Below are 26,738 nucleotides of genomic sequence, written 5' to 3'. Positions count from 1 at the left end.
GGGTGTTGAGAAGAAACAGGGCGACCGGTCTTAAGGTCAACAATGCGGGGTGCCATATCCGGGATACTCACGCAGCTTTCGATATCAGTCAGGAAAGGGCAGTCGAGCGCCATGACGACTAATCGCAATTCTGTGGAGAGCCGTTCGCCGCGAGGCGACGAGGGGGCCGTCGCCGTCATCGGCATGGCCTGCCGGCTTCCCATGGCCCTCGGCCCGGCCGACTTCTGGCAGATGCTGCGCAGCGGCACCGACGCCATCACCGACGCACCGCCCGGACGCTGGAACACCGCCGAACCACCCTCCGGACCGGGCGTGCGACGCGGCGGATTCATCGACGGCATCGCCGATTTCGACGCCGGCTTCTTCGCGATCTCACCCCGCGAGGCCGCCGCAATGGACCCCCAGCAGCGGCTCGTCCTCGAACTGGCCTGGGAGGCCCTGGAGGACGCCGGAACCCTCCCCGCCCGCCTGCGCGACTCCCGCACCGCCGTGTTCGTCGGCACCCTGCGCGACGACTACACCAGCCTCGCCGGACAGTACGGCGAACAGGTCATCACCCAGCACTCCATGACCGGCCTCAACCGCGGCGTCATCGCCAACCGCGTCTCCTACCACCTGGGTCTGCGCGGACCGAGCCTCACCGTCGACGCCGCCCAGTCCTCCTCCCTCGTCGCCGTCCACCTGGCCTGCGAGTCACTGCGCTCGGGGGAGTCCACCACCGCGATCGCCGCCGGCATCAACCTCAACATCCTGGGCGAGAGCGCCGTCACCGAGGAACGGTTCGGCGGCCTCTCACCCGACGGCACCGCCTACACCTTCGACGCCCGCGCCAACGGATTCGTCCGCGGCGAGGGCGGCGGCGCCGTCATCCTCAAGCCCCTCGCCCGCGCCCAGGCCGACGGCGACCGCATCTACGGCGTCATCCGCGCCAGCGCCGTCAACAACGACGGCGCCACCCCCGGACTGACCGTGCCCAGCCGCGAAGCCCAGCGCCAGGTCCTGCGCGAGGCCTACGAAAAGGCCGGAATCAGCCCCACCGATGTTCAGTACGTCGAGCTCCACGGCACCGGCACCCCCGTCGGCGACCCCATCGAAGCCGCCGCACTCGGCGACGTCCTCGGCTCCCACCGCGCCCCGGGCGACCCCCTGATCGTCGGCTCGGCCAAGACCAACGTCGGGCACCTGGAAGGCGCCGCCGGTATGGTCGGCCTCCTCAAGGCCCTGCTCAGCCTCACCCACCGCGAAATCCCCGCGAGCCTCAACTTCGAGACCCCCAACCCGGCCATCGACCTCGACGCCCTCGGCCTGTCCGTACCGCGCGAACTCACCCCCTGGCCGCACCCCGACCGCACCCTGGTCGCGGGCGTCTCCTCCTTCGGCATGGGCGGCACCAACTGCCACGTCGTCCTCACCCAGGCCCCGGCCACCGGGCACGCCCCGGCCACCGATCAGGCCCCGGCCGTGGACGCGCCCGCCGTGGATGCCCCGGCCGGGAACACGCCCGCCGGGAACGCCCGGACCGTACTGCCCTGGATCCTCTCCGGCCGCGACGCCGACGCGCTGCGCGCCCAGGCCGGGAAGCTGCGCGCCTTCGCCGGCGCGAGCGAGGCGGCCGCCGCCGACATCGGCTGGTCCCTCCTGACCACCCGCACCACCTTCGACGCACGCGCCGTCATCCTCGCGGACAGCGCGGACAGCGCGGACAGCGCGGACAGCGCGGACAGCGCGGGCGGTGCGGGCGGTGCGGAAACGTTCCTCGCCGGCCTCGACTCCCTCATCGAGGGCACATCCGGCACCGGCGTGATCACCGGACACGTCCAGGACGGCCGTACCGGCTTCCTCTTCACCGGCCAGGGAGCCCAGCGCGCCGGGATGGCGCAGGAGCTGCACGCCTCCTTCCCCGTCTTCGCCGCCGCCTTCGACGAGATCTGCGCCCTGTTCGACACGGCCCTGGGGGGCTCTCTGCGCGAGGTGATCGTCTCGGGGGAGGGCCTGGACGAGACGGGCTGGACCCAGCCCGCGCTGTTCGCCGTCGAGGTCGCCCTCTTCCGCCTCGTCGAGTCCTGGGGCGTACGCCCGGACTTCGTCGCGGGCCACTCGATCGGCGAACTGGCCGCCGCGCATGTGGCGGGGGTGTTCTCCCTTGAGGACGCGGTACGGCTGGTGGCGGCCCGGGCCGGTCTGATGCAGGCTCTGCCGCGCGGTGGTGCGATGGTCGCCGTCGAGGCGACGGAGACCGAAGTCCTCGCCCTCCTCGACGGCCGGGTCGCGATCGCCGCGGTCAACGGCCCCCGCTCCGTCGTCGTCTCCGGCGAGGAGAGGGCCGTCCTCGACGTGGCACGCAAGGTCGAGGAGTCGGGCGGACGCATACGCCGGCTTACGGTCAGCCACGCCTTCCACTCACCCCTGATGGACCCGATGCTGGCCGAGTTCAAGGCCGTCGCCTCCACCATCACCTACGAGGCTCCCCGTATCGCCGTGGTCTCCACGGTCACCGGCAAGGTCGCCACCGCCGCCGACCTGCGTACGGCCGGCTACTGGGCCGACCAGGTCCGCGGCACCGTCCGCTTCGACGACGCCGTCGACACGATGACCGCCCAGGGCGTCACCTCGTACCTGGAGATCGGCCCCGACGGCATCCTCTCCGCCCTCACCGACGGCGCCGTCCCCGCGCTGCGCCGCGGCCGCGACGAGACCCTCACCCTGCTCTCCGCCCTCGCCACCCTCTTCACCCGCGGTGCCGCCGTCAACTGGCAGGCCCTGTACGAGGGGACCGGCGCCCGCCGGACACCGCTGCCCACCTACGCCTTCCAGCGCAGCCGCCACTGGCTCGAACCCGGCTCCGCCGGCAAGGCCCCGGCCCCCGCCCTGCCGGCCCTCGCCCCGCACACACCCGCCCCGGCCCCGGTGCCCCGCGGCGAACTCGGCGCCCGGCTCGCCGCGATGACCCCGGCCGAACGGACCCGCACCGTCACCGACCTGACGGCCACCCACATCGCCGCCGTCCTCGCCTACGACAAGGGCCGCCGCGTGGAGGCCCGCCGCTCCTTCAAGGACCTCGGCTTCGACTCCCTGATGGCCGTCGAACTCCGCGACCTGCTCGCCACCGCCACCGGACTGCGCCTGCCCGGCGGCCTCCTCTTCGACCACCCCACCCCCACCGCGCTCGCCGCCCACATCGAGGCCGAACTCACCGGCGCGGCCGCCACCGACGACCACCGGCCCCTCACACCGCTCCAGGACGACGAGCCCATCGCCATCGTCTCCATGGCCTGCCGCTACCCCGGCGGCGTCACCTCGCCCGAGGACCTGTGGCGGCTCGTCGCCGACGGCACCGACGCCGTCTCCGGCTTCCCCGCCGACCGCGGCTGGGACACCGACCTGTACGACCGGGACCCCGAGCGCTCCGGAAAGAGCTCCGTACGCGAGGGAGGCTTCCTCCACGACGCCGCCCTCTTCGACGCCGGCTTCTTCGGGATCTCCCCCCGCGAGGCCCTCGCCATGGACCCCCAGCAGCGCCTCCTCCTCGAAACCGCCTGGGAGGCCGTCGAACGCGCCGGCATCGACCCCGACACCCTCAAGGGCAGCCGCACCGGCGTCTTCGTCGGAGCCACCGCCCTCGACTACGGCCCCCGCCTGCACGACGCCCCCAAGAGCGTCGAGGGCCACCTGCTGACCGGCTCCACCAGCAGCGTCATGTCCGGCCGCATCGCCTACCAGCTCGGCCTCGTCGGCCCCGCCCTCACCATCGACACCGCCTGCTCCTCCTCACTCGTCGCCCTGCACATGGCCGTCCGCTCGCTGCGCCAGGGCGAGACGACCCTCGCCCTGGCGGGCGGCGCGACGGTCATGTCCGCCCCCGGCATGTTCGTGGAATTCTCCCGGCAGCGCGGACTGGCCGCGAACGGCCGCAGCAAGTCCTTCTCCGCCGACGCCGACGGCACCTCCTGGGCCGAGGGCGTCGGCCTCCTCCTGGTCGAGAAGCTCTCCGACGCCCGCCGCAACGGCCACCAGGTCCTCGCCGTCATCCGCGGCACCGCCGTCAACCAGGACGGCGCCTCCAACGGCCTGACCGCCCCCAACGGCCCCTCCCAGGAACGCGTCATCCGCCAGGCCCTGGCCGACGCCCGCCTGAGCCCCGCCGACGTCGACGCCGTCGAGGCCCACGGCACCGGCACCCGCCTCGGCGACCCCATCGAAGCCGCCGCGATCCTCGCCACCTACGGCCACGGCCGCGGCGAGCGGACCCCGGTCTACCTGGGATCGCTCAAGTCGAACATCGGCCACGCCCAGGCCGCCGCCGGCGTCGGCGGCGTCATCAAGATGGTCCAGGCGATCCGCCACGGCGTCCTCCCGCGCACCCTGCACGTCAGCGAACCCACCCCGCACGTCGACTGGACGGCCGGCGGCCTGGAACTGCTCACCGAGACACGCGACTGGCCCGACACCGAACGCGCCCGCCGGGCCGCCGTCTCCTCCTTCGGCATCAGCGGCACCAACGCCCACGTCATCGTCGAACAGGCCGAGGACGAACAGCCGCCCCGCCCCGAGACCACCGGAACCACCCCCGCCACCGGAACCGCCCCCGCCACCGGGACCACCCCTGCCACCGGGACCGCCCCCGCGACCGGGACCGGCGCGCCCACCCTGTGGGCCCTCTCCGCCCCCGACCGCGCCGGCCTGAGCGCGCAGGCCGAAGCGCTCCACTCCCGCCTGGAGAGCGGTACGCGCGAGCTCGGCGCCGCCGACCTCGCCGACATCGGGTTCTCCCTCGCCACCACCCGCGCCACCCGCTCCGAGCGGGCCGTCGTCACCGGCAGCACGGCGGACGAGCTCCTCGCCGGCCTCGACGCGCTGCGCCGCGACGCCGACGCCCCGCAGCTGGTCACCGGCTCCGCCGCCCGCGCGGGCCGCACCGCGTTCCTCTTCACCGGCCAGGGCGCCCAGTACCCCGGCATGGGCCGCGAACTGTACGACTCCCACCCGGCGTTCGCCGCCGCCCTGGACGAGGTGTGCGCCGCCCTCGACCCGCACCTCGACCTCGGCCGCCCGCTGCGCGAGGTGATGTTCGAGGAGCCGGACGGCGACGACGGCACCGGCGCCGGCACCAAGAGCGACGGCACCGGCACCGGCACCGGCACCGGCACCGAGAGCGACGGCACCGGCGCCGGCACCAAGAGCGACGGCACCAGCACCGGCACCGGCACCGAGAGCGCGAGCGAAGGCACCGGCACCGCCCTCCTGCACGAGACCCGGGCCACCCAGCCCGCCCTGTTCGCCCTCGAAGTCGCCCTCCACCGCACCCTCACGGCCCACGGCCTCACCCCCGACGCCGTCGCCGGACACTCCATCGGCGAACTCGCCGCCGCCCATGTCGCCGGAGTCCTCTCCCTGGAGGACGCCGCCGCCCTGGTCGCCGCCCGCGGCCGGCTGATGCAGGCCGCCGTCCCCGGCGGCGCGATGCTCGCCGTCCAGGCCACCGAGGACGAGGTCACCGAAACCCTCGCCCCCTACGCCGGCCGGCTCGCCGTCGCCGCCGTCAACGGCCCCGAGGCCGTCGTCGTCTCCGGCGACGCCGACGCCGCCGACACACTCGCCGCACTGTGGCGCGAACGCGGCCGCAAGACCCGCCGCCTGACGGTCAGCCACGCCTTCCACTCCCCGCACATGGACACGATCCTCGACGAGTTCCGCACCGTCGCCGAGGGCCTGACCTACCACCCGCCGCTCCTCCAGGTCGTCTCCACCCTCACCGGCCTGCCCGCCACCGGCGAGGACCTGCGCACCCCCGACTACTGGGTACGCCAGATCCGCCAGGCCGTACGGTTCCTCGACGCCACCCGCACCCTGGAGGACGAGGGCGTCACCGTCTTCGTCGAGATCGGCCCCGACGCCGTCCTCACCGCGATGGCCGCCGGCTCGTTCCGGTCCGACACCTCCCAGGCGCTCGCCCTCCAGCGCCCCGGCCGCCCCCAGGCCGCCACCCTCACCGCCGGACTCGCCCGCGCCCACACCCTCGGCGCCCCGCTGGACCTGGCGTCCTTCTTCCCCGGCGCCGCGCGCACCGAACTGCCCACCTACGCCTTCCGGCGCGCCCACTACTGGCTGCGGCCCGAGGCCCGCACCGACGCCCGCGGCCTCGGACTCGACCCGGCCGGCCACCCCCTGCTGTCCACCGCCGTCGACCTCGCCGACGGCGAGGGCCTCGTCCTGACCAGCAGGCTGACGCTGCACGACCACCCCTGGCTCGCCGACCACCGCATCCACGGCACCGTCCTCGTGCCCGCCACCGCGTTCATCGAACTCGCCACCGCCGCGGGCCGCACGGCCGGCGCCGAGCACCTCGCCGAACTCACCCTGGAAGCCCCGCTCGCCCTCCCGGAGCAGGGGGCCGTCCGCGTCCAGGTCACCGTCTCCGCCCCCGACGCCACCGGGACCCGTACCCTCGCCGTCCACTCCCGGCCCGAGACCGACGAGCACGCCGAACCGGCCGCCTGGACCCGGCACGTCTCCGGCGCCCTCGCCGCCGTCCCCGACCCGGCCGCCGGCCCCGTCTTCGAGGACCTGGCCACCTGGCCGCCGCGGCACGCCGAACCGGTCCCGCGGACCGACACCTACGAGCGGCTCACCGGCCTCGGATACGAGTACGGCCCCGTCTTCCAGGGACTGAGCGCCCTGTGGCGCGGCGCCGACGGCACCACCTGGGCCGACGTCACCCTCCCCGCCGACCAGCACGAGGCCGCCGCGGGCTACGGCATCCACCCCGCGCTCCTGGACGCCGTCCTCCACCCGGTCGTCCTCGACGCCGCCGACGGGGCCGACCCGGACACCATCAGGCTGCCGTTCGCCTGGAGCGGGATCACCCTCCACGCCGTCGGCGCCACCACCCTGCGCGTCCGCATCGAGCGCACCGGCACCGACACCTTCGCCCTGCACCTCGCCGACGCCACCGGCGCCCCCGTGGCCACCGTCGAGTCGCTGACACTGCGGCCCGTCGCCAAGGACCGGCTCGCCCCCGCGGCGAGGACCGACGGCCTGTTCACCGTCGCCTGGACCCCCCTCACCCCCACCGGCGGCCCCACCCCGACCATCACCGAACTCCCCACCACCACAGGCCCCGGCACCACAACGACCACCGCCCCCACCGACCCCGTCGGCACCGGCGCCGCCACCGGCGCCGACGCTCTTCCCGGCCCGCGGGACACCGGCGCCGACGTCCTCCTCGTCCGCGTCGACGCGGACGGCCCTCCCACCCCCGCCGCCGCCCACGACAACGCCGCCCGCGCCCTCGACCTCACCCAGCGCTGGCTCACCGACGAACGCTTCGACGGCACCCGCCTCGCGTTCGCCACCACCCGCGCCGTCGCCACCACACCCGGCGAGGCCGTCGAGGGCCTGGCCGCCGCCCCCGTCTGGGGCCTGCTGCGCGCCGCCCAGAGCGAACACCCCGACCGGATCGTCATCCTGGACCTCGACGGCACCCCCGAAGCGGAGGAACAGCTGCCCGCCGCCCTGGCCACCGGCGAACCCCAGCTCGCCCTGCGCGGCACCCGCCTGCACGTCCCGCGCCTCACCCACGACCGCGCCCCCGCCCCCGCCCGGACGCCCCGCCTCGACCCCCGGGGCACCGTCCTGATCACCGGCGGCACCGGCGGCCTCGGCGGACTCCTCGCCCGCCACCTCGTCACCGGACACGGCGCCCGCCACCTGCTGCTCACCAGCCGGCGCGGACCCGACACCCCCGGAGCCGACCGCCTCGCCGCCGAACTCACCGCACTCGGCGCCCGGGTGACCACCCTCGCCGCCGACGCCGCCGACCCGGCCGCCGTCACCGCCCTCCTCGCGGCCGTCGACCCCGCGCACCCGCTCACCGCGATCGTGCACACCGCCGGAGTCCTCGACGACGCCACCGTCGCCTCACTCACCCCCCACCGGCTCCACAGCGTCCTGCGGCCCAAGGTCGACGCCGCCTGGAACCTGCACGAACAGACCCGCCACCTGGACCTGGCCGCCTTCGTCCTGTTCTCCTCCGTCTCCGGCATCACCGGCACCGCAGGCCAGGCCAACTACGCCGCCGCCAACACCTACCTCGACGCCCTCGCCGCCCACCGCCACGCCCAGGGCCGGGCCGCGACCTCACTGGCCTGGGGCCTGTGGGACTCCAGCCACGGCATGGGCGCCCAGCTCGGCGAGGCCGACCTGGCCCGCTGGAACAGGGCCGGGATCAACCCGCTCGACCCCGACACCGGCCTCGCCCTCTTCGACGCCGCCCTCACCGGCTCCGACGCCCTGGCCGTACCGGCCCTGCTCGACCTGGCCCGGCTGCGTACCGCCACCGACGGCAACCCGCCCGCCCTGCTGCGCGGCCTGATCCGCCCCCGCCCCACCCCCCGCGCCGCCCACGGCGCGACCACCCGGACAGCCGGCGGCTCCACCGCTTGGGCCCACCGCATCGCCTCCCTCTCCGAGGAGGACAGCCGCGCCGCCGCCGCCGAACTCGTCCGCTCCGTCGTCGCCGCCGTCCTGGGCCACACCAGCCCCGAAGACATCGACCCCGAACGCGCCTTCAAGGACATCGGCTTCGACTCCCTGGCCGCCGTCGAGCTCCGCAACCGCCTCAACACCGCCACCGGACTGCGGATGCCCGCCACCGCCGTCTTCGACCACCCCTCACCCGCCGCCCTCGCCGCCCACCTCCACCAGCAGGCCGCCGGCAGCGGACCCGCCACCGCCACCCCGCCCGCCCGCAGGCCCGCCGCGCCCGCCGACGAACCCATCGCCATCATCGGCATGGCCTGCCGCTTCCCCGGCGGCGTCTCCTCACCCGAGGACCTGTGGCGGCTCGTCGCCGAAGGCACCGACGCCATCAGCGAGTTCCCCGACAACCGCGGCTGGGACCTCGACGCCCTCTACCACCCCGACCCCGACAAGACCGGCACCTCCTACACCCGCCACGGCGGATTCCTCCACGACGCCGACCGCTTCGACCCGGCGTTCTTCGGAATGTCCCCGCGCGAGGCCACCGCCACCGACCCCCAGCAGCGCCTCCTCCTGGAGACCGCCTGGGAGACCTTCGAAAGCGCCGGCATCGACCCGGCCGCCCTGCGCGGCACCGGCACCGGCGTCTTCACCGGAGCCATGTACGACGACTACGCCTCACGCCTGCCCAAGAGCCCCGAGGAGTTCGAAGGCTTCCTCCTCGCCGGAAACCTCTCCAGCGTCGTCTCCGGCCGCCTCGCCTACACCTACGGCCTCGAAGGCCCGGCCGTCACCGTCGACACCGCCTGCTCCTCCTCCCTGGTCGCCCTCCACCTCGCGGCGAGCGCCCTGCGCCAGGGCGAGTGCGACCTCGCCCTCGCCGGCGGCGTCACCGTGATGTCCGGCCCCAACACCTTCGTGGAGTTCTCCCGGCAGCGCGGCCTGTCCACCGACGGCCGCTGCCGCTCCTTCTCCGCCGACGCCTCCGGCACCGGCTGGGCCGAGGGCGTCGGCCTCCTGCTCGTGGAGAAACTCTCCGACGCCCGCCGCAACGGCCACCGCGTCCTGGCGGTCATGCGCGGCTCCGCCGTCAACCAGGACGGCGCCTCCAACGGCCTGACCGCCCCCAACGGCCCCGCCCAGGAACGCGTCATCCGCCAGGCCCTCGCCGCCGCCGGCCTGACCCCCGCCGACATCGACGCCGTCGAGGCCCACGGCACCGGCACCAGCCTCGGCGACCCCATCGAGGCCCAGGCCCTCCTGGCCACCTACGGCCAAGGCCGCCCCGAAGGCCGCCCCCTCTACCTCGGCTCCCTGAAGTCGAACATCGGGCACGCCCAGGCCGCCGCAGGAGTCGGCGGCGTCATCAAGATGATCCAGGCCATGCGCCACAACACCCTGCCCAAGACCCTCCACGCCGAGAACCCCTCCCCCCACATCGACTGGGAGTCCGGCGCGGTGGAACTGCTCACCGAGACGACCCCGTGGCCCGCCACCGGCCGCCCCGCCCGCGCCGCCGTCTCCTCCTTCGGCATCAGCGGCACCAACGCCCACGTCGTCCTCGAACTGGCCGCCGACACCCCCGCACCGGCCGCCCCGCACACCCCGCCCCCCGAGACCGGCGCCGTCACCCTGCCCTGGATCCTGACCGCGAAGGACGAGACCGCCCTGCGCCGCCAGGCCGACCGCCTCCACCGCCACCTCACCGACCACCCCGAACTCACCGCGGGCGACGTCGGCCTCACCCTGGCCACCACCCGCGCCACCCTGGAACACCGCGCCGCCGTCCTGGGCACCGACCGCACCACCCTCCTCGAAGGCCTCGCCGGCCTCGCCGCCGACCGGCCCACCCCCTCGGTCGTCCGCGCCACCACCGGCCGCCGCGGCAAGACGGCGTTCCTCCTCACCGGACAGGGCAGCCAGCGCCTGGGCATGGGACGCGAACTGTACGAGACGTCACCCGTCTTCCGCCGCGCCCTGGACGAGGTGTGCAGGCACCTGGACACCGAACTGTTCCGGCCCGTCAAGGACGTCCTGTTCGCCCCCGAAGGCTCCGCCGATTCCGCGCTGATCGACCAGACCGCCTTCACCCAGGCCGCCCTCTTCGCCACCGAGGTCGCCCTCTTCCGCCTCGCCGAACACCACGGCATCACCCCCGACTACCTCCTGGGCCACTCCATTGGCGAAGTCACCGCCGCCCACCTGGCCGGCGTCCTGGGCCTCGCCGACGCCTGCGCCCTGGTCGCCGAACGCGGCCGGCTCATGCAGGCGGCCCGCGAAGGCGGCGCGATGGCCGCCCTGCAGGCCTCCGAGGACGAGGTACGGTCCACGCTCGCCGACTACGAAGACGTCGCCGTCGCCGGCATCAACGGCCCCCGCGCCACCGTCATCTCCGGCGACCAGGACCTCGTCGAGGAGATCAGCACCCTGTGGCGCACCCGCGGCCGCAAGACCAAACGCCTCCCGGTCAGCCACGCCTTCCACTCCCCGCACATGGACGAGGTCCTCGAGGAGTTCCGCACCGTCGCCGAGTGCCTGACCTACCACCCGCCCCGTATCCCCGTCGTCTCCAACGTCACCGGAGTCCTCGCCACCACCGAACAGCTCACCTCGCCCGACTACTGGGTCACCCACATCCGCGAGGCGGTCCGCTTCCACGACGGCGTCCGCCACCTCGAAGACCTCGGCGTCACCGAATACCTGGAGATGGGCCCCGACGGCGTCCTGACCGCCATGGCCCAGGAATGCCTGACCCGCGAGGCCGGCTTCCTCGCCCCGCTGCTGCGCTCGGGCAGGCCCGAGACCGACACCGTCGCCGCCGCCCTCACCGGCGCGATCCTGCGCGGCGCCCGCCCCCACTGGCAGACCTACTTCCCCTCCGCCCGCCGGGCCGACCTGCCCGCCTACTCCTTCGACCAGGGCCGCTACTGGCTGGAGGGCACCGCCACCCCCGGCGACGCCGAAGGCTTCGGCCTCGACGCCGTCGGCCACCCCCTGCTCGGCGCCGCCGTCCGGGTCGCGGACCGCGACAGCTACCTCCTGACCGGCCGGGTCTCACGCCGCACCCACCCCTGGCTGGAGGGCCACACGGTCGCCGGCACCGTCCTGCTGCCCGCCACCGCCCTGCTCGACCTGGCCTTCCGCGCCGCCGAACAGGTCCACTGCGACCTCGTCGACGAACTGACCCTGGCCGCACCACTGGTCCTGCCCGAACGCGGCGCCCTCCAGCTCCAGCTCGTCGTCGGCGAACCCGACACGACCGGCGGCCGTCCCCTCGCCGTCTACGCCCGGCCCGACCAGGACGACACCGCACAGCCCTGGACCCTGCACGCCGAAGGACGCCTCACCACCACTGCCGCCGCCACCCCCGAGCCACTCCTGGTCTGGCCCCCCGCCGGCGCCACGCAGGTCGACCTCGACGGCGTGTACGACCGGCTCGCCGACACCGGATACGGCTACGAGAACGCCTTCCAGGGCCTCACCCGCCTGTGGAAGACACCGGACGAACTCTTCGCCGAAGTCGTCCTGGGAGAGGAACACCGCACCGACGCCGCCCGCTTCGGCCTCCACCCCGCCCTCCTGGACGCCGCCCTGCACCCGCTGCTCCCCGGCGTCGCCGAGCCCGAAGGCACCTCCTGGCTGCCGTTCTCCTGGTCCCGGGTGAGCCTGTACGCCACCGGGGCGACCGTCCTTCGGGTACGGCTCTCCCTGGACCGGTCCGGCGACGACTCGCTGCGCGTCGGCCTCACCGTCGCCGACGGCGCGGGCGCCGCCGTCGCCACCGCCGAATCGCTTCTGCTGCGCCCCCTGTCGGCGCAGGCCCTCCGGGACGCGGGCACCGCCGCCCGCGACGGCCTGTTCGGTGTGACCTGGACACCCCTGGCCACCACCGACGCGGCCCCGGCCCGCACCGGCTGGGCCCCGCTCGCCGACGGCGAGGGCCGGGGATGCGTCCGCGCCCTCGGCGCCGCACTCGACGCGGGCGCCGCGGCACCCGCCGTCCTGCTCCTGCAGGCGACCGGCCCCGCCCCCGGCACTCCCGCCGCCCCCGGCACCACCCTGCCCGAACAAGCCCGTACCGCCGTACGCCGGGTCCTCGACACCGTGCAGGACTGGCTCGCCGACGACCGGCTCGCCCGGACCCGGCTCGTCGTCACCACCCGGGGCGCCGTCGCCGCAGGCCCCGAGGACGTCACCGACCTGGCCCACGCCGGAGTCTGGGGCCTGCTCAGGTCGGCACAGACCGAGAACCCCGGCCGGATCGTCCTGGTCGACCTCGACCCCACGACCACCACAGCCACCACCGCCACGGCGGCCGTCATCGCGGCCGGCACGACCGGGGACACCACCACCACGGCGGCCGTCACCGCCGGCGACACCACCACCGCCGAGGCCACCACCGGGGGCCTTACGCCCGCCGAGGACCGGCTCCTCGACCTCGCCGTCGCCAGCGGCGAGGCCCAGATCGCCGTCCGCGGCGACACCCTCACCGTCCCCCGCCTCACCCGCACCACCCCGCCCGCCGAAACCCCGGCGGCCCCCCGGTGGGACCGAGGCACCGTCCTGGTCACCGGCGCGACCGGCGCCCTCGGCGCCGTCCTCGCCCGCCACCTCGTCACCGAACACGGCGCCCGCCGGCTCCTCCTCCTCAGCCGCCGCGGCCCCCAGGCCCCCGGCGCCGCCGAACTGGCCACCGCACTCCACGCACTCGGCGCCCACACCGACACCGTCGCCTGCGACGTCACCGACCGCGACTCCCTGGCCCACGTCCTGGCCACCGTCCCCGCCGAACACCCGCTGACCGCCGTCGTCCACACCGCCGGCGTCCTCGACGACGGCGTCGCCGCCCGCCTCACCCCCGACCAGCTCGACACCGTCCTGCGCCCCAAGATCGACGCTGCCTGGAACCTCCACGAACTCACCCGCGACCTCGACCTGGACGCCTTCGTCCTCTACTCCTCCGTCGCCGGCCTCATCGGCACCGCCGGCCAGGCCAACTACGCCGCCGGCAACACCTTCCTGGACGCCCTCGCCGCCCACCGCCGCGCCCACCACCTGCCCGGACTCTCCCTGGCCTGGGGCCTGTGGGCCCAGGCCAGCACCCTCTCCGGCGGACTGGAGGAGACCGACCTGCGCCGCCTGGCCCGCGTCGGCCTGAAGCCCCTGGCCACCCAGGAGGCGATGGCCCTCTTCGACGCGGCCCCCGCCACCGGCGAGCCCGTCCTGGCCGTCACCCGCCTCGACACCACCGCCCTGCACGGCGAGGACCTGCCGCCCGTCCTGCGCACCCTCGCCGGCCCGGCCCGACGCCGCACCACCACCGCCGCGAGCAGCGCGGCCCCCGAACAGGTCCCGCTGGCCCAACGGCTCGCCTCCCTCGGCCCCGCCGAACGCGAACGCGCCCTCACCGACCTCGTCCGCGCCCAGGTCGCCGGCGTCCTCGGACACGCGGACCCCAGCCGTATCGAGGCCGACCGGGCCTTGCAGGAACTCGGCTTCGACTCCCTGACCGCCGTCGAACTGCGCAACCAGCTCGGCCGGGCCACCGGACTGCGCCTGCCGACCACCCTCGTCTTCGACCACCCCTCGCCGCAGGCCCTCGCCACCCACCTCCTGGGCGAACTCGCCGTCGAGGACACCTCGCCCGCCGAACCGGTCCTCACCCCCCTCGCCGGCCTGGAGACGGCCATCGCCGCCGCACCGGACCAGGACACCCGCAACCTGATCACCGCACGCCTCAAGGAACTCCTCAAGGCGGCCGAAGGCACCGGCGACCCCGCCCACCCCCAGGACGAGCAGGACGAGCAGGACCTCGAAACCGCGAGCGACGAGGAACTCTTCGCGCTCCTGGACGAACTCGAATGACCCCCGGGGCACGCGCCGCACACGGCGCGCACACGGCCATCGGACACACCACCACACGGGAGCTGAGAACACGTGGCTGACGAGGTACAACTCCGCGAATACCTCAAGAGGGCCATCGCCGACGCCCGGGACGCACGCAAGCGTCTGCGCGAGGTCGAGGACAAGGAACAGGAGCCGATCGCCATCGTCTCCATGGCCTGCCGCTACCCCGGAGGCGTCGCCTCGCCCGAGGACCTGTGGCAACTGGTCGCCGACGGCGTCGACGCCGTCTCCTTCTTCCCCACCGACCGCGGCTGGGACCTGGAGCGCCTCTACGACCCCGACCCGGAGAAGACCGGCACCTCCTACTCCCGCGAAGGCGGATTCCTCTACGACGCCGACCTCTTCGACCCCGAACTGTTCGGCATGTCCCCGCGCGAGGCCCTGGCGGCCGACCCGCAGCAGCGCCTCCTCCTGGAGACCGCCTGGGAGACCTTCGAACGCGCCGGCATCGACCCGGTCTCCCTCAAGGGCACCCGGACCGGCGTGTTCGCCGGCGTCATGTACAACGACTACGGCTCACGCCCCCACCTGCCCCCGGAAGACTTCGAGGGCTACCTCTTCAGCGGCAGCGCGGGCTCCATCGCCTCGGGCCGCGTCGCCTACACCTACGGTCTCGAAGGCCCGGCCGTCACCGTCGACACCGCCTGCTCCTCCTCCCTGGTCGCCCTCCACCTCGCGGCCAACGCCCTGCGCCGCGGCGAGTGCGACCTCGCCCTGGCGGGCGGCGTCACCGTGATGTCGACACCGGTCGCCTTCGTGGAGTTCTCCCGGCTGCGCGGCCTGGCCGCCGACGGCCGCAGCAAGTCCTTCTCCGCGGCCGCCGACGGCACCGGCTGGGCCGAGGGCGTCGGCCTCCTGCTCGTGGAGAAGCTGTCCGACGCCCGCCGCAACGGCCACCGCGTCCTGGCGGTCATGCGCGGCTCGGCCGTCAACCAGGACGGCGCCTCCAACGGCCTGACCGCCCCCAACGGCCCCGCCCAGGAACGCGTCATCCGCCAGGCCCTCGCCAGTGCCGGCCTGAGCCCCGCCGACATCGACGTCGTCGAGGCCCACGGCACCGGCACCCGCCTCGGCGACCCCATCGAGGCCCAGGCACTCCTGGCCACCTACGGCCAAGGCCGGCCCGAAGGCCGCCCCCTCTACCTCGGCTCCCTGAAGTCGAACATCGCCCACGCCCAGGCCGCCGCAGGAGTCGGCGGCGTCATCAAGATGATCCAGGCCATGGAGCACGGCGTGATGCCTCGCACCCTGCACAGCGATCAGCCGACCACCCACGTCGAATGGGACACCGGCGCCGTCTGCCTCCTCAACGAGGCCAGGCCCTGGCCCGACACCGGCGCCCCGCGCCGCGCGGCCGTCTCCTCCTTCGGCTTCGGCGGCACCAACGCCCACGTCGTCATCGAGGAACCCCCCGCGGCCGGGGAACCCACCGAGTGGCCCCGGCCGGCCGCCGCCCTGCCGGTCATGCCGTGGATCATCTCCGGCAAGACGGCCACCGCCCTGCGCGACCAGGCGCGCCGCCTCAACGCCCGCCTCACCGCCGACCTCGACGTCTCCCCCCTGGACGTCGGCTTCTCCCTGGCGACGGGCCGGGCGGCGCTGGACCACCGCGCGGTGGTCACCGGCCGCGACCGCGGGGAACTCCTCGCCGCGGTACGGGCACTGGCGGAAGGAGGCACGGCCCCCGGCCTGGTGAGCGGCGAGCGCACCACCGGCCGTACGGGCTTCCTGTTCACCGGCCAGGGCGCCCAGCGGGCGGGCATGGCGCAGGAGCTGCACGCCTCCTTCCCCGTCTTCGCGAACGCCTTCGACGAGGTGTCGACCCTCCTGGACGCCGCGCTGGGCGGTTCACTGCGCGAGGTGATCGCCTCGGGGGAGGGCCTGGACGAGACGGGCTGGACCCAGCCCGCGCTGTTCGCCGTCGAGGTCGCCCTCTTCCGCCTGGTCGAGTCCTGGGGTGTGCGCCCGGACTTCGTGGCCGGCCATTCGATCGGCGAACTCGCGGCCGCGCATGTGGCGGGGGTGTTCTCCCTTGAGGACGCGGTACGGCTGGTGGCGGCCCGCGCGAAACTGATGCAGGCTCTGCCGCGCGGTGGTGCGATGGTCGCCGTCGAGGCCACCGAGGCCGAGGTCGCCGCCCTCCTCGAAGGGCCGGTCGCGATCGCCGCGGTCAACGGCCCCCGCTCCGTCGTCGTCTCCGGCGAGGAGCAGGCCGTCCTTGACGTCGCCCGCAAAGTGGGGGAGTCGGGCGGCAGGACCCGCCGCCTGACGGTCAGCCACGCCTTCCACTCACCGCTCATGGACCCGATGCTCGACGCCTTCAAGGCCGTCGCCTCCACCATCACCTACGAGGCTCCCCGTATCGCCGTGGTCTCCACGGTCACCGGCAAGGTCGCCACCGCCGCCGACCTGCGGACGGCCGGCTACTGGGCCGACCAGGTCCGCGGCACCGTCCGCTTCGACGACGCCGTCGACACGATGATCGCCGAGGGCGTCACCTCGTACCTGGAGATCGGCCCCGACGGCATCCTCTCCGCCCTCGCCGACGGCGCCGTCCCGGCGCTGCGCCGCGGCCGCGACGAGGCCGCGACGCTCCTCTCCGCGGTCGCCACGCTCCACACCCGCGGTGTGCCGGTCAACTGGCAGGCCCTGTACGAGGGGACCGGCGCCCGTCGGACACCGCTGCCCACCTACGCCTTCCAGCGCCGCCGCTACTGGCTCGAATCCCGCCCCGCCCCCGAGACCCACGACAGCGCCGCCACCGGCCACCCCGTCCTCGGCTCGCCCATCACCGTGGCCGGCTTCAACCAGATCCTGTTCACCAGCCGTCTCTCCCTGGACAGCCACCCCTGGCTCGCCGACCACGTCGTCCTCGGCTCACCCGTCCTGCCCGCATCCGCCCTGGTCGAACTCGCCATCCACGCGGGCGACCTGATCGGCCACCCGGCACTCGACGAACTCAACCTCCAGGTGCCGCTGGTCCTCCCCGAAGAGGGCACCATCCAGCTCCAGGTCAGGGCCGGCACCCCCGACGACACCGGACGGCACTGCCTGTGCCTGTACTCCCGGCCCGACGACTTCGACGCGCCGTGGACCATGCACGCCGAGGGCTGGTACCTCACCGAGGAGCCCGAGGTCGCCGCCTCCCTCACCTGGGACGACACCGCGACCGGCCGGACCACGGAGATCCAGCTCCCCGAGGGCCTGCAGAGCGACGCCGGACGCTACGGCCTGCACCCGGCCCTGCTGCAGGCGGCCCTGCCCACCCGCCCCGAGGACCCGGCCGCCGGTACGGTCCCCGTCCCCGCCGACTGGTACGGCGTACGGCTCCACGCCACCGGCGCGACCGCCGTCAAGGCACGGGTCACCCAGATCGACGAGGGCTCCTTCTCGCTCCAGCTGGCCGACGCGGCCGGCGACCTGGTCGTCTCGGTGGAGTCCATCGTCTTCCGCGACATACCCAACGAACAGTTCAGGGCGGCCGTCGGCGGCGACAGCACGGGACGCGAATCGCTCTTCCACCTCGACTGGACGCCCACCGCACTGCCGGAGCCCGCCGAACCCCTCACCTGGGCCGTCCTCGACCCGGACACCACCGGAGCCCCGGACACCAGCGGCGGTCAGAACGGCGGCGGCGCGCGCCGCTACCCGCACCCCGCCGCCGTCGCCGAAGCCCTCGCCTCCGGCACCCGCCTCGACGCCGTCCTGCTGCCCTGGACCCCCACCACGCCCGGCGCCGACCAGGCCGCAGCCACCCACACGGCCACCCGGAAGGCCCTCGCGCTGGCAGGGGAGTGGCTGGCCGACGAGCGGCTCGAAGGGACCAGGCTCGTCGTGGTCACCTCGGGCGCGGTCGCCACCGGCGACCGGGAGGACGTCACCGACCTGCCGGGCGCCGCCGTCTGGGGCCTGCTCCGCGCGGCCCAGTCCGAAGCCCCGGACCGGATCGTCCTCATCGACACCGACACCAGCATCGACACCAGCATCGGCATCGACACCAGCATCGGCACCGGCATCAGTACCGGCAGCGGTGCCGGCATCGGCACGGCGGCCCTCACCCCCCTCCTCGCCGCCGGCGAACCCCAGGCCGCCCTGCGCGACGGCACCACCCTCCTGCCCCGCCTGCGCCGCGTCCCCGTCACCGACCCGCCCGCCGGCCGGGCCCCGGTCTGGAAGCACGGCACCGTCCTGGTCACCGGCGGCACCGGCACCCTCGGCGCCGAGTTCGCCCGCCACCTCGTCGCCGAACACGGCGCCACCCGCCTCCTGCTGCTCTCCCGCACCGGGGAACACGCCGACGGCGCCGCCGGGCTCCTGGACGACCTGCGGGGCATCGGCGCCCACGTCACCGTCGCCGCCTGCGACGCCGCCGACCGCGACGCACTCGCCCGGGTCCTGGCGGGCATCCCGGCGGAGCACCCGCTGACCGCCGTCGTGCACACCGCCGGCGTCCTCGACAACGCCCTGCTCCCCGCACTCACCGACGACAGGCTCACCGGCGTGCTGCGGCCCAAGGCGGACGCCGCCTGGCACCTGCACGAGCTGACCCGCCACCTGGACCTGGAGGCGTTCGTGACGTTCTCCTCCACCGTGGGCGTCCTCGGCGGCCCCGGCCAGGCCAACTACGCCGCCGCCAACGCCTTCCTGGACGCCCTCGCCGCCCACCGCCGCGCCCACGGCCTGCCCGCGACCTCCCTCGCCTGGGGCCTGTGGCAGCTCGGCGGCATCAACGCCCACCTGTCCGAGAGCGACCTCAACCGCTTCGCCCGCGACGGGTTCCGCCCCCTCGCCCGCGTCGAAGGCCTCTCCCTGTTCGACCGGGCCACCGCCGGCGGCCGGGCCGCGCTCGTCGCGACCCCGGTGGGCGTCTCCGCCGTACGCGCCCAGGCCCGCATCCCCGCGCTCCTGAGCGAGGTCGCCGCCCTGCCGGGGGGCCGCCGCGTCGCCCGCTCCGGGCACCTCGAGCAGACGGCCGACCCGGCGGCCGGCCTCGCCGCACGCCTGGGCGAACTGAGCGAGGTCGAGCAGGAACAGTTCCTCCTGACCCTGGTCCGTACCGACGTCGCCGCGGTCCTGGGCCGCGGCGACGCCGAGTCCATCGCCCCGGAACGCGCCTTCCAGGACCTGGGCTTCGACTCCCTGACCGCGGTCGACCTGCGCAACCGGATCGGCACCGCCACGGGCGTCAAGCTCCCCGCCACCCTCGTCTTCGACCACCCCACCCCGGCGGCCCTCGTCGCGTTCCTGCGAGAGCGTCTCGCCCCGCGGGCACCCGACGCACGCCAGGAACTCCTGGACGAACTGGACCGGATGGAACGCACCCTGGCCGCCGTCCCCCACGACGGCCAGGACCACTCCGCCGTCTCCGCCCGCCTGCGGGCCCTGCTGTCCCGCATCGAGGGCCCCGACGGCCCGGCCGCCGCACCCGGCACCGGCACGTCCCAGGAGTCCGACGCCATCGAATCGGCCTCCGTCGACGAGCTTCTCAGCTTCATCGACAACGAACTCGGCAGCTCCACCCCCTAGGCGCCCGGCCCACACCCAGGCGCCCGGCCCACCCCCTCCGGGGTGTCCGGGCCGCCCCCAGGTGTCCGGTCCGCCCCCGGTGGCGGACCGGACCGGAGCCGGTCCGGCGACCCCCCTTGCGCCGGACCGGCTCCCTTCCGCCCGAGCGGCCCCCCGCCCTTCAGCCTTCGCCCGAGGAGAGCACGAACCCGATGTCCAACCCGTCGAACGAAGAGAAGCTGGTCGAGTACCTGAAGCGGGTCACGGTCGACCTGCAGAAGGCGAACCGCAAGATCGCCGCGCTCGAGGCCGCCGAGTCCGAGCCGATCGCCGTCGTCGGCATGGCCTGCCGCTTCCCCGGCGACGTGGCCTCACCCGAGGACCTGTGGCGACTCGTCGCCGAAGGCACCGACGCCATCACCGACTTCCCCACCGACCGCGGCTGGGACCTGGAACGCCTCTACGACCCCGACCCGGGCCACGCCGGCACCTCCTCCACCCGCCGGGCCGGGTTCCTCCACGACGCCGCCCTCTTCGACGCCGGCTTCTTCGGGATCTCACCGCGCGAGGCCCTCGCCATGGACCCGCAGCAGCGCCTCCTCCTGGAGACCGCCTGGGAGACCTTCGAACAGGCCGGCATCGACCCCGACACCCTGCGCGGGAGCCGCACCGGGGTGTTCGCGGGCATCATCGAGCAGAGCTATCTCGGTCTGGAGGGGCCCGAGGAGTTCGAGGGCTATCTCCTGACCAGCAAGCTCTCCAGCGTCGCCTCCGGACGCGTCGCCTACAGCCTCGGACTCGAAGGCCCCGCGCTCTCCGTCGACACCGCCTGCTCCTCCTCGCTCGTCGCCCTCCACCTCGCGATCCAGTCGCTGCGCTCCGGCGAGTCCGACCTGGCACTGGCCGGCGGTGTCACGGTGACCGCGACCCCCGGCGGATTCGTCGACTTCTCCCGCCAGTCCGGCCTGGCGCCCGACGGCCGCATCAAGTCCTTCTCCGCCGACGCCGACGGCACCTCGTGGTCGGAGGGCGTCGGCATGCTCCTGGTGGAGAAGCTGTCCGACGCCCGCCGCAACGGCCACCGCGTCCTCGCGCTCGTCCGCGGCTCGGCCGTCAACCAGGACGGCGCCTCCAACGGCCTGACCGCCCCCAACGGCCCCTCCCAGGAACGCGTCATCCGCCAGGCCCTGGCCGACGCCCGCCTGAGCCCCGCCGACGTCGACGCCGTCGAGGCCCACGGCACCGGCACCCGCCTCGGCGACCCCATCGAAGCCCAGGCCCTTCTCGCCACCTACGGCCAAGGCCGCCCCGAAGGCCGCCCCCTCTACCTCGGCTCCCTGAAGTCGAACATCGGGCACACCGTCGCCGCCGCCGGCGTCGGCGGCGTCATCAAGATGATCCAGGCCATGGAACACGGCGTGCTGCCCCGCACCCTGCACGTGAACACCCCCACACCGATGGCGGACTGGGACTCCGGAGCCGTCGAGCTGCTCACCGAGGCCCGCACCTGGCCGGCCACCGAACGCGCCCGCCGGGCCGCCGTCTCCGCCTTCGGCGTCAGCGGCACCAACGCGCACGTGATCATCGAGCAGCCGCCCGCGCAGGAGCCCGCCCCGGCCCCGACGGCCGCCCTTCCGGTGATCGCCTGGCCGGTATCGGCCCGGACCCCCGACGCCCTGCGCGCGCAGGCCCGCCGCCTCCACGACCACGTCGCGGCCGACACCGCCCTGTCCCCGCTGGACATCGGTCTCTCCCTGGCGACGGGACGCGCCGCCCTCGACCAGCGTGCGGTGATCACGGGCCGGGACCGCGGCGAACTCCTCACCGGCCTGCGGGCCCTGGCCGACGGCACCACCGCCCCCGGCCTCGTACGCGGCGAACGCACCGGAGGCCGTACCGGCTTCCTCTTCACCGGCCAGGGAGCCCAGCGCCCCGGGATGGCGCAGGAACTCCACGCCTCCTTCCCCGTCTTCGCCGCCGCCTTCGACGAGATCTGCGCCCTGTTCGACACCGCCCTCGGGGGCTCTCTGCGCGAGGTGATCGCCTCGGGCGAGGGCCTGGACGAGACGGGCCGGACCCAGCCCGCGCTGTTCGCGTTCGAAGTCGCGGCGTTCCGCCTGGTCGAGTCCTGGGGCGTACGCCCGGACTTCGTCGCGGGCCACTCGATCGGCGAACTCGCCGCCGCGCATGTGGCGGGGGTGTTCTCCCTTCCCGACGCGGTACGTCTGGTGGCGGCCCGCGCGAAACTGATGCAGGCCCTGCCGCGCGGTGGTGCGATGGTCGCCGTCGAGGCCACCGAGGCCGAAGTCCTCGCCCTCCTCGAAGGGCCGGTCGCGATCGCCGCGGTCAACGGCCCCCGCTCTCTCGTCGTCTCCGGCGAGGAGAAGGCCGTCCTCGACGTCGCCCGCAAGGTCGAGGAATCGGGCGGCAGGACCCGCCGCCTGACGGTCAGCCACGCCTTCCACTCACCCCTCATGGACCCGATGCTGGCCGAGTTCAAGGCCGTCGCCTCCACCATCACCTACACCGCTCCCCGTATCGCCGTGGTCTCCACGGTCACCGGCAAGGTCGCCACCCCCGCCGACCTGCGTACGGCCGGCTACTGGGCCGACCAGGTCCGCGGCACCGTCCGCTTCGACGACGCCGTGAAGACGATGACCGCCCAGGGCGTCACCGCCACCCTGGAACTCGGCCCCGACGGCGTCCTGTCCGCCCTCGCCGCCGAACTCGTCCCCTCCGCCGTGGCCCTGACGCGCCGCGGCCGGCCCGAGGCCGACACCGCCGTCACCGCGCTCGGCCGGCTCCACCAGCACGGCGTCCTCGTCGACTGGGCCGGGTTCTTCGCCGGCACCGGTGCCCACCGCGTCGCCCTGCCCACGTACGCCTTCCAGCACCAGCGCTACTGGGTGGAGTCGGCCACCGCCGCACCCGACGCCACCGGCCTGGGCATGCGGCCGACCGGCCACCCCCTGCTCGGCGCCGCCGTCGCCCTCGCCGACACCGACCGGACCGTGTTCACCAGCACCTTCTCCACCCGCACCCACCCCTGGCTCGCCGACCACACCGTCGCCGGCTCCGCGGTGCTGCCGCCCGCCGCGCTCGTGGAACTCGCCGTCCGGGCCGGCGACGAGTCGGGGGCGACCACCCTGGACGAACTCGTCCTGGACACCCCGCTCGTCCTCGGCACCGGCGCCACCCACCAGCTCCAGGTCGCCGTGGGCACCCCCGACACCGCCGGACGCCGCCCGCTCACCGTCCACGGCCGCCCCGACGACCCCGACGCCCCGTGGACCCGGCACGCCCACGGCACCCTGAGTGTCACCGCCCGGGGCCCCGCGTTCACACCGGCCCCCTGGCCGCCCGCCGATGCCACGGAGATCGCCCTCGAAGACCTCTACGCCGCACTCTCCGACGCGGGCCTCGCCTACGGGCCGGCGTTCCAGGGCCTCACCACCGCATGGCGCCGCGGCGAGGAACTCCTCGCCGAGGTCACCCTGCCCGAACCGGCCGGCGCCGCCGAGGGCTTCACCCTGCACCCCGCCCTCCTCGACGCGGCCCTGCGGCCCCTGCTGCCCGCCGTGGGGGACGGCGCGCCGCTCGCCGGGCACTGGAACGGCGTACGGCTCTACGCGACCGGCGCCACCTCGCTGCGGGTCCGCATCACCCCCCACCACGACGGCGCGCGCGTCGAACTCGCCGACCCGTCCGGGCAGCCCGTCGCCCTCGTCGCCGGGGCGGCGGTGCGCGCCCTGGACGACGGCGCGTTCGCGACGGCCGTCCGCCGGCACGACGACTCCCTGTTCCACATGGGCTGGACGCCGCTGGGCGTGGAGGCGGCGGGGGAGACCCGCCCGGCGACCCTCGGCGACGACGGCGACTTCACCAGCCCCGCCGAGGTGGCCGCGGCCGTCGCCGCCGGCCGGGAGGTGCCCTTCGTCGTCCTGCGCACCCGCCCGGAGCCGGCCGGCTCGCTGCCCGGCTCGGTCCACGCCACCACGGAGAAGGTCCTCACGCTGCTGCGCCAGTGGCTGGCCGACGAGCGCCTGGAGGGGACCCGCCTGGTGGTGGCCACCTCCGGCGCGGTCGCCACCGACGAGGGCGAGGACGTCACCGACCTGGCCGGCGCGGCCGTCTGGGGCCTGCTCCGCTCGGCCCAGTCCGAACACAGCGGCCGTATCGTCCTGGTCGACACGGACCCCGACGCCGACCCCGACGCCTTCCTCGCCCCCGCTCCGGCCGCCCCCGACGCCTCGGCCGCCCCCGCTCCCACCACCGCCGGCGCGGGGCACGTCGTAGGACAGCTCAACGCCCTCGCCGCCGCCGGCGAACCCCAGGCCGCCCTGCGCGCCGCAGGGGTCTACGTCCCCCGCCTGGCCCGGGCCACCGCACCCGCTCCCGGCACCGCCCCGGTCTGGAACCCCGACGGCACGGTCCTGATCACCGGCGGCACCGGCAGCCTCGGCGCCCTCTTCGCCCGCCACCTGATCACCGAGCACGGGGTGCGCCACCTCCTGCTCACCAGCCGCAGCGGCCCGGCCGCCGCCGGCGCGAAGGAGCTGTCGGCCGAACTGACCGGGCTGGGCGCCCGGGTCACCCTCGCCGCCTGCGACACGGCCGACCACACCGCGCTCGCCGAGCTCCTGGCCACGATCCCCGCCGGCCTGCCGCTGACCGGCGTCGTACACGCCGCCGGCGTCCTGGACGACGGCCTCGTCACCGCCCTGACCCCCGAGCGGCTCCACGGCGTCCTGCGGCCCAAGGTCGACGCCGCCTGGAACCTGCACCGCCTCACCCGGGACGACAAGCTCACCGCCTTCGTCCTGTTCTCCTCCATCGCCGCGGCCGTCGGCGGACCCGGCCAGTCCAACTACGCCGCCGCCAACCAGTTCCTGGACGCCCTCGCCCAGCACCGGCACGCGCACGGCCTGCCCGCCACCTCGGTCGCCTGGGGGCTGTGGGAACAGTCCGGCGGCATGAGCGGCCATCTCAGCGAGACCGACCTCGGACGCATCGCCCGCAGCGGCTTCCGCCCCGTCCCCCAGCGGCAGGGACCCGCCCTGCTCGACCGGGCCGTCGCGCTGGGCCGGCCGGCCGTCGTGGCGACCCCCCTGGACATCGCCGTCCTGCGCGAACAGCCCGGCCGCGTCCCCGCCGTCCTCACCGCACTCGCCCCCGCCCCGGACCGCCGCGACGCCGCCGGCCAGGACGAGGCCGCGACCGGCTCGCTCGCCGACAGGATCGCCGGCCTGGCGGGACCCGAGCGCGAACAGGCCGTCCTGGACGCGGTACTCACCCTCGGCGCCGCCGTACTCGGCCACCCCGACACGGCCGGCATCCAGCCCGGACAGCCGCTGACCAAGCTGGGCTTCGACTCCCTGACCTCCGTGGAGCTCCGCAACCGCCTCAGCGCCCTGGCCGGCACCAGACTCCCCGCGACACTCGTCTTCGACCACCCCACCCCCGCCGCCCTCGCCGCCTTCGTCGGCGCACAGCTCCCCGGCGGAACCGGCCGGGACACCGCCGCCCCGCCCGCCGTCGACTTCACCGCCGAGGTACGCCTGGCCGACGACATCCGCCCGGCAGCCGAGGTCCTCACCTCGGCCGCCCGGCCGCGCCACGTCCTGCTGACCGGAGCCACCGGCTTCCTCGGCGCCTTCCTGCTGCGCGACCTGATGCGCAGCACCACGGCGACGATCCACTGCCTGGTCCGCGGCGCCGACCAGGACGAGGCGAGGAAGCGGCTGCGGACCAACATGGAGTGGTACCGGCTGTGGGACGAGGTCGACGAGAGCCGCCTCCGCCTCGTCCTGGGCGACCTGGCCGAGGAACGGCTCGGACTCACCGAGGAGCACTTCGACGCCCTCGCACGGACCGTCGACGCCGTCTACCACAACGGCGCCAGGGTCCACTGGCTGCACCCGTACACGGCGCTGCGCGACGCCAACGTCCGCGGCACCCAGGAGGTGCTGCGCCTGGCGGCCCGTCACCGCACCGTCCCCGTCCACTACGTCTCCACCGTCGGCGTCTTCGACGGCGTACGGGAGGAGGGCGTCGCACTGAAGGTGACCGACCCGACCGGCCCCGCCGAGGCGCTGCCCAGCGGCTACCTGCAGAGCAAGTGGGTCGCCGAGCAGCTCATCGGCACCGCCCGCGAACGGGGGCTGCCCGTCTCGGTCTACCGGGTCGACGTGATCTCCGGCGACACACGCAACGGCGCCTGCCAGACCCGGGACTTCGTCTGGCTCAGCCTCAAGGGCATCATCCAGTCCGCGGCGGTGCCCGCCGGCACCACGGGCCGCTTCCACCTGCTGCCGGTCGACTACGTCAGCGCCGCCATCACCACCCTCTCCCGCGACGAGGACACCACCGGCCGTACGTTCCACCTGTTCAACCAGTCCTCCCTCAGCCTGGACCAGTGCGTGCGGCACCTGCGGGCGCACGGGTACGCGCTGGAGGAGCAGGACAGCCGCGGCTGGCACGACAAGGTCGCCGAGAGCGCCGGCAACGCCCTGCGTCCGCTGCTGCACGCCTTCGAGATGATGACCTCCGACACCGACGGCTTCTACCCGCCGATCGACACCTCCGAGACCCTCGCCGCCCTCGCCGGCACCGGCGTCGACTGCCCGCCCCTGACCGCCGAACTCTTCGCCCGGTACGTCGACTTCTTCGTCGAGGTGGGCCACTTCCCGCCCGCACCGGGACCGGTGACGGCGGGCGTGTGAAGCCGGTGGTCCGGGCCGGGTCCCGACGGCGTGCCCCCGCCCGGCCCCCCCCCCCCCCCCCCCCCCCCCCAAGACACAACCAAGACCACACATACCAAACCAATAACCCCGCGGGGAAACCCTCCC

Annotated in this window: 1 protein-coding gene and 2 pseudogenes; all 3 read left to right on the top strand. The window is 74.8% G+C overall.

Translation table 11 applies throughout. The features are described from left to right. Positions 1-111: 111 nt before the first annotated feature. Positions 112-14,343, top strand: a complete 14,232-nt coding sequence (locus ACH4MY_RS37490) for a type I polyketide synthase (protein ID WP_398009243.1) — start codon at positions 112-114, stop codon at positions 14,341-14,343. 90 nt (positions 14,344-14,433) lie between these two features. Beyond that, a pseudogene (locus ACH4MY_RS37485) lies at positions 14,434-19,911 on the top strand (SDR family NAD(P)-dependent oxidoreductase); the annotation flags it as partial. 191 nt (positions 19,912-20,102) lie between these two features. After that, a pseudogene (locus ACH4MY_RS37480) lies at positions 20,103-26,612 on the top strand (type I polyketide synthase); the annotation flags it as partial. Positions 26,613-26,738: the final 126 nt, after the last annotated feature.

Origin of the sequence: Streptomyces sp. NPDC017246 (genome assembly GCF_044331325.1) — a bacterium.
GTDB lineage: Bacteria > Actinomycetota > Actinomycetes > Streptomycetales > Streptomycetaceae > Streptomyces.
Note: the sequence above shows the minus strand (reverse complement) of the source record. Positions and strands in the feature narration are given on the sequence as shown.

Coding starts and splice junctions, on each gene's coding strand:
- ACH4MY_RS37490 (WP_398009243.1), top strand. CDS start 112: ATGACGACTAATCGCAATTCTGTGGAGAGCCGTTCGCCGCGAGGCGAC.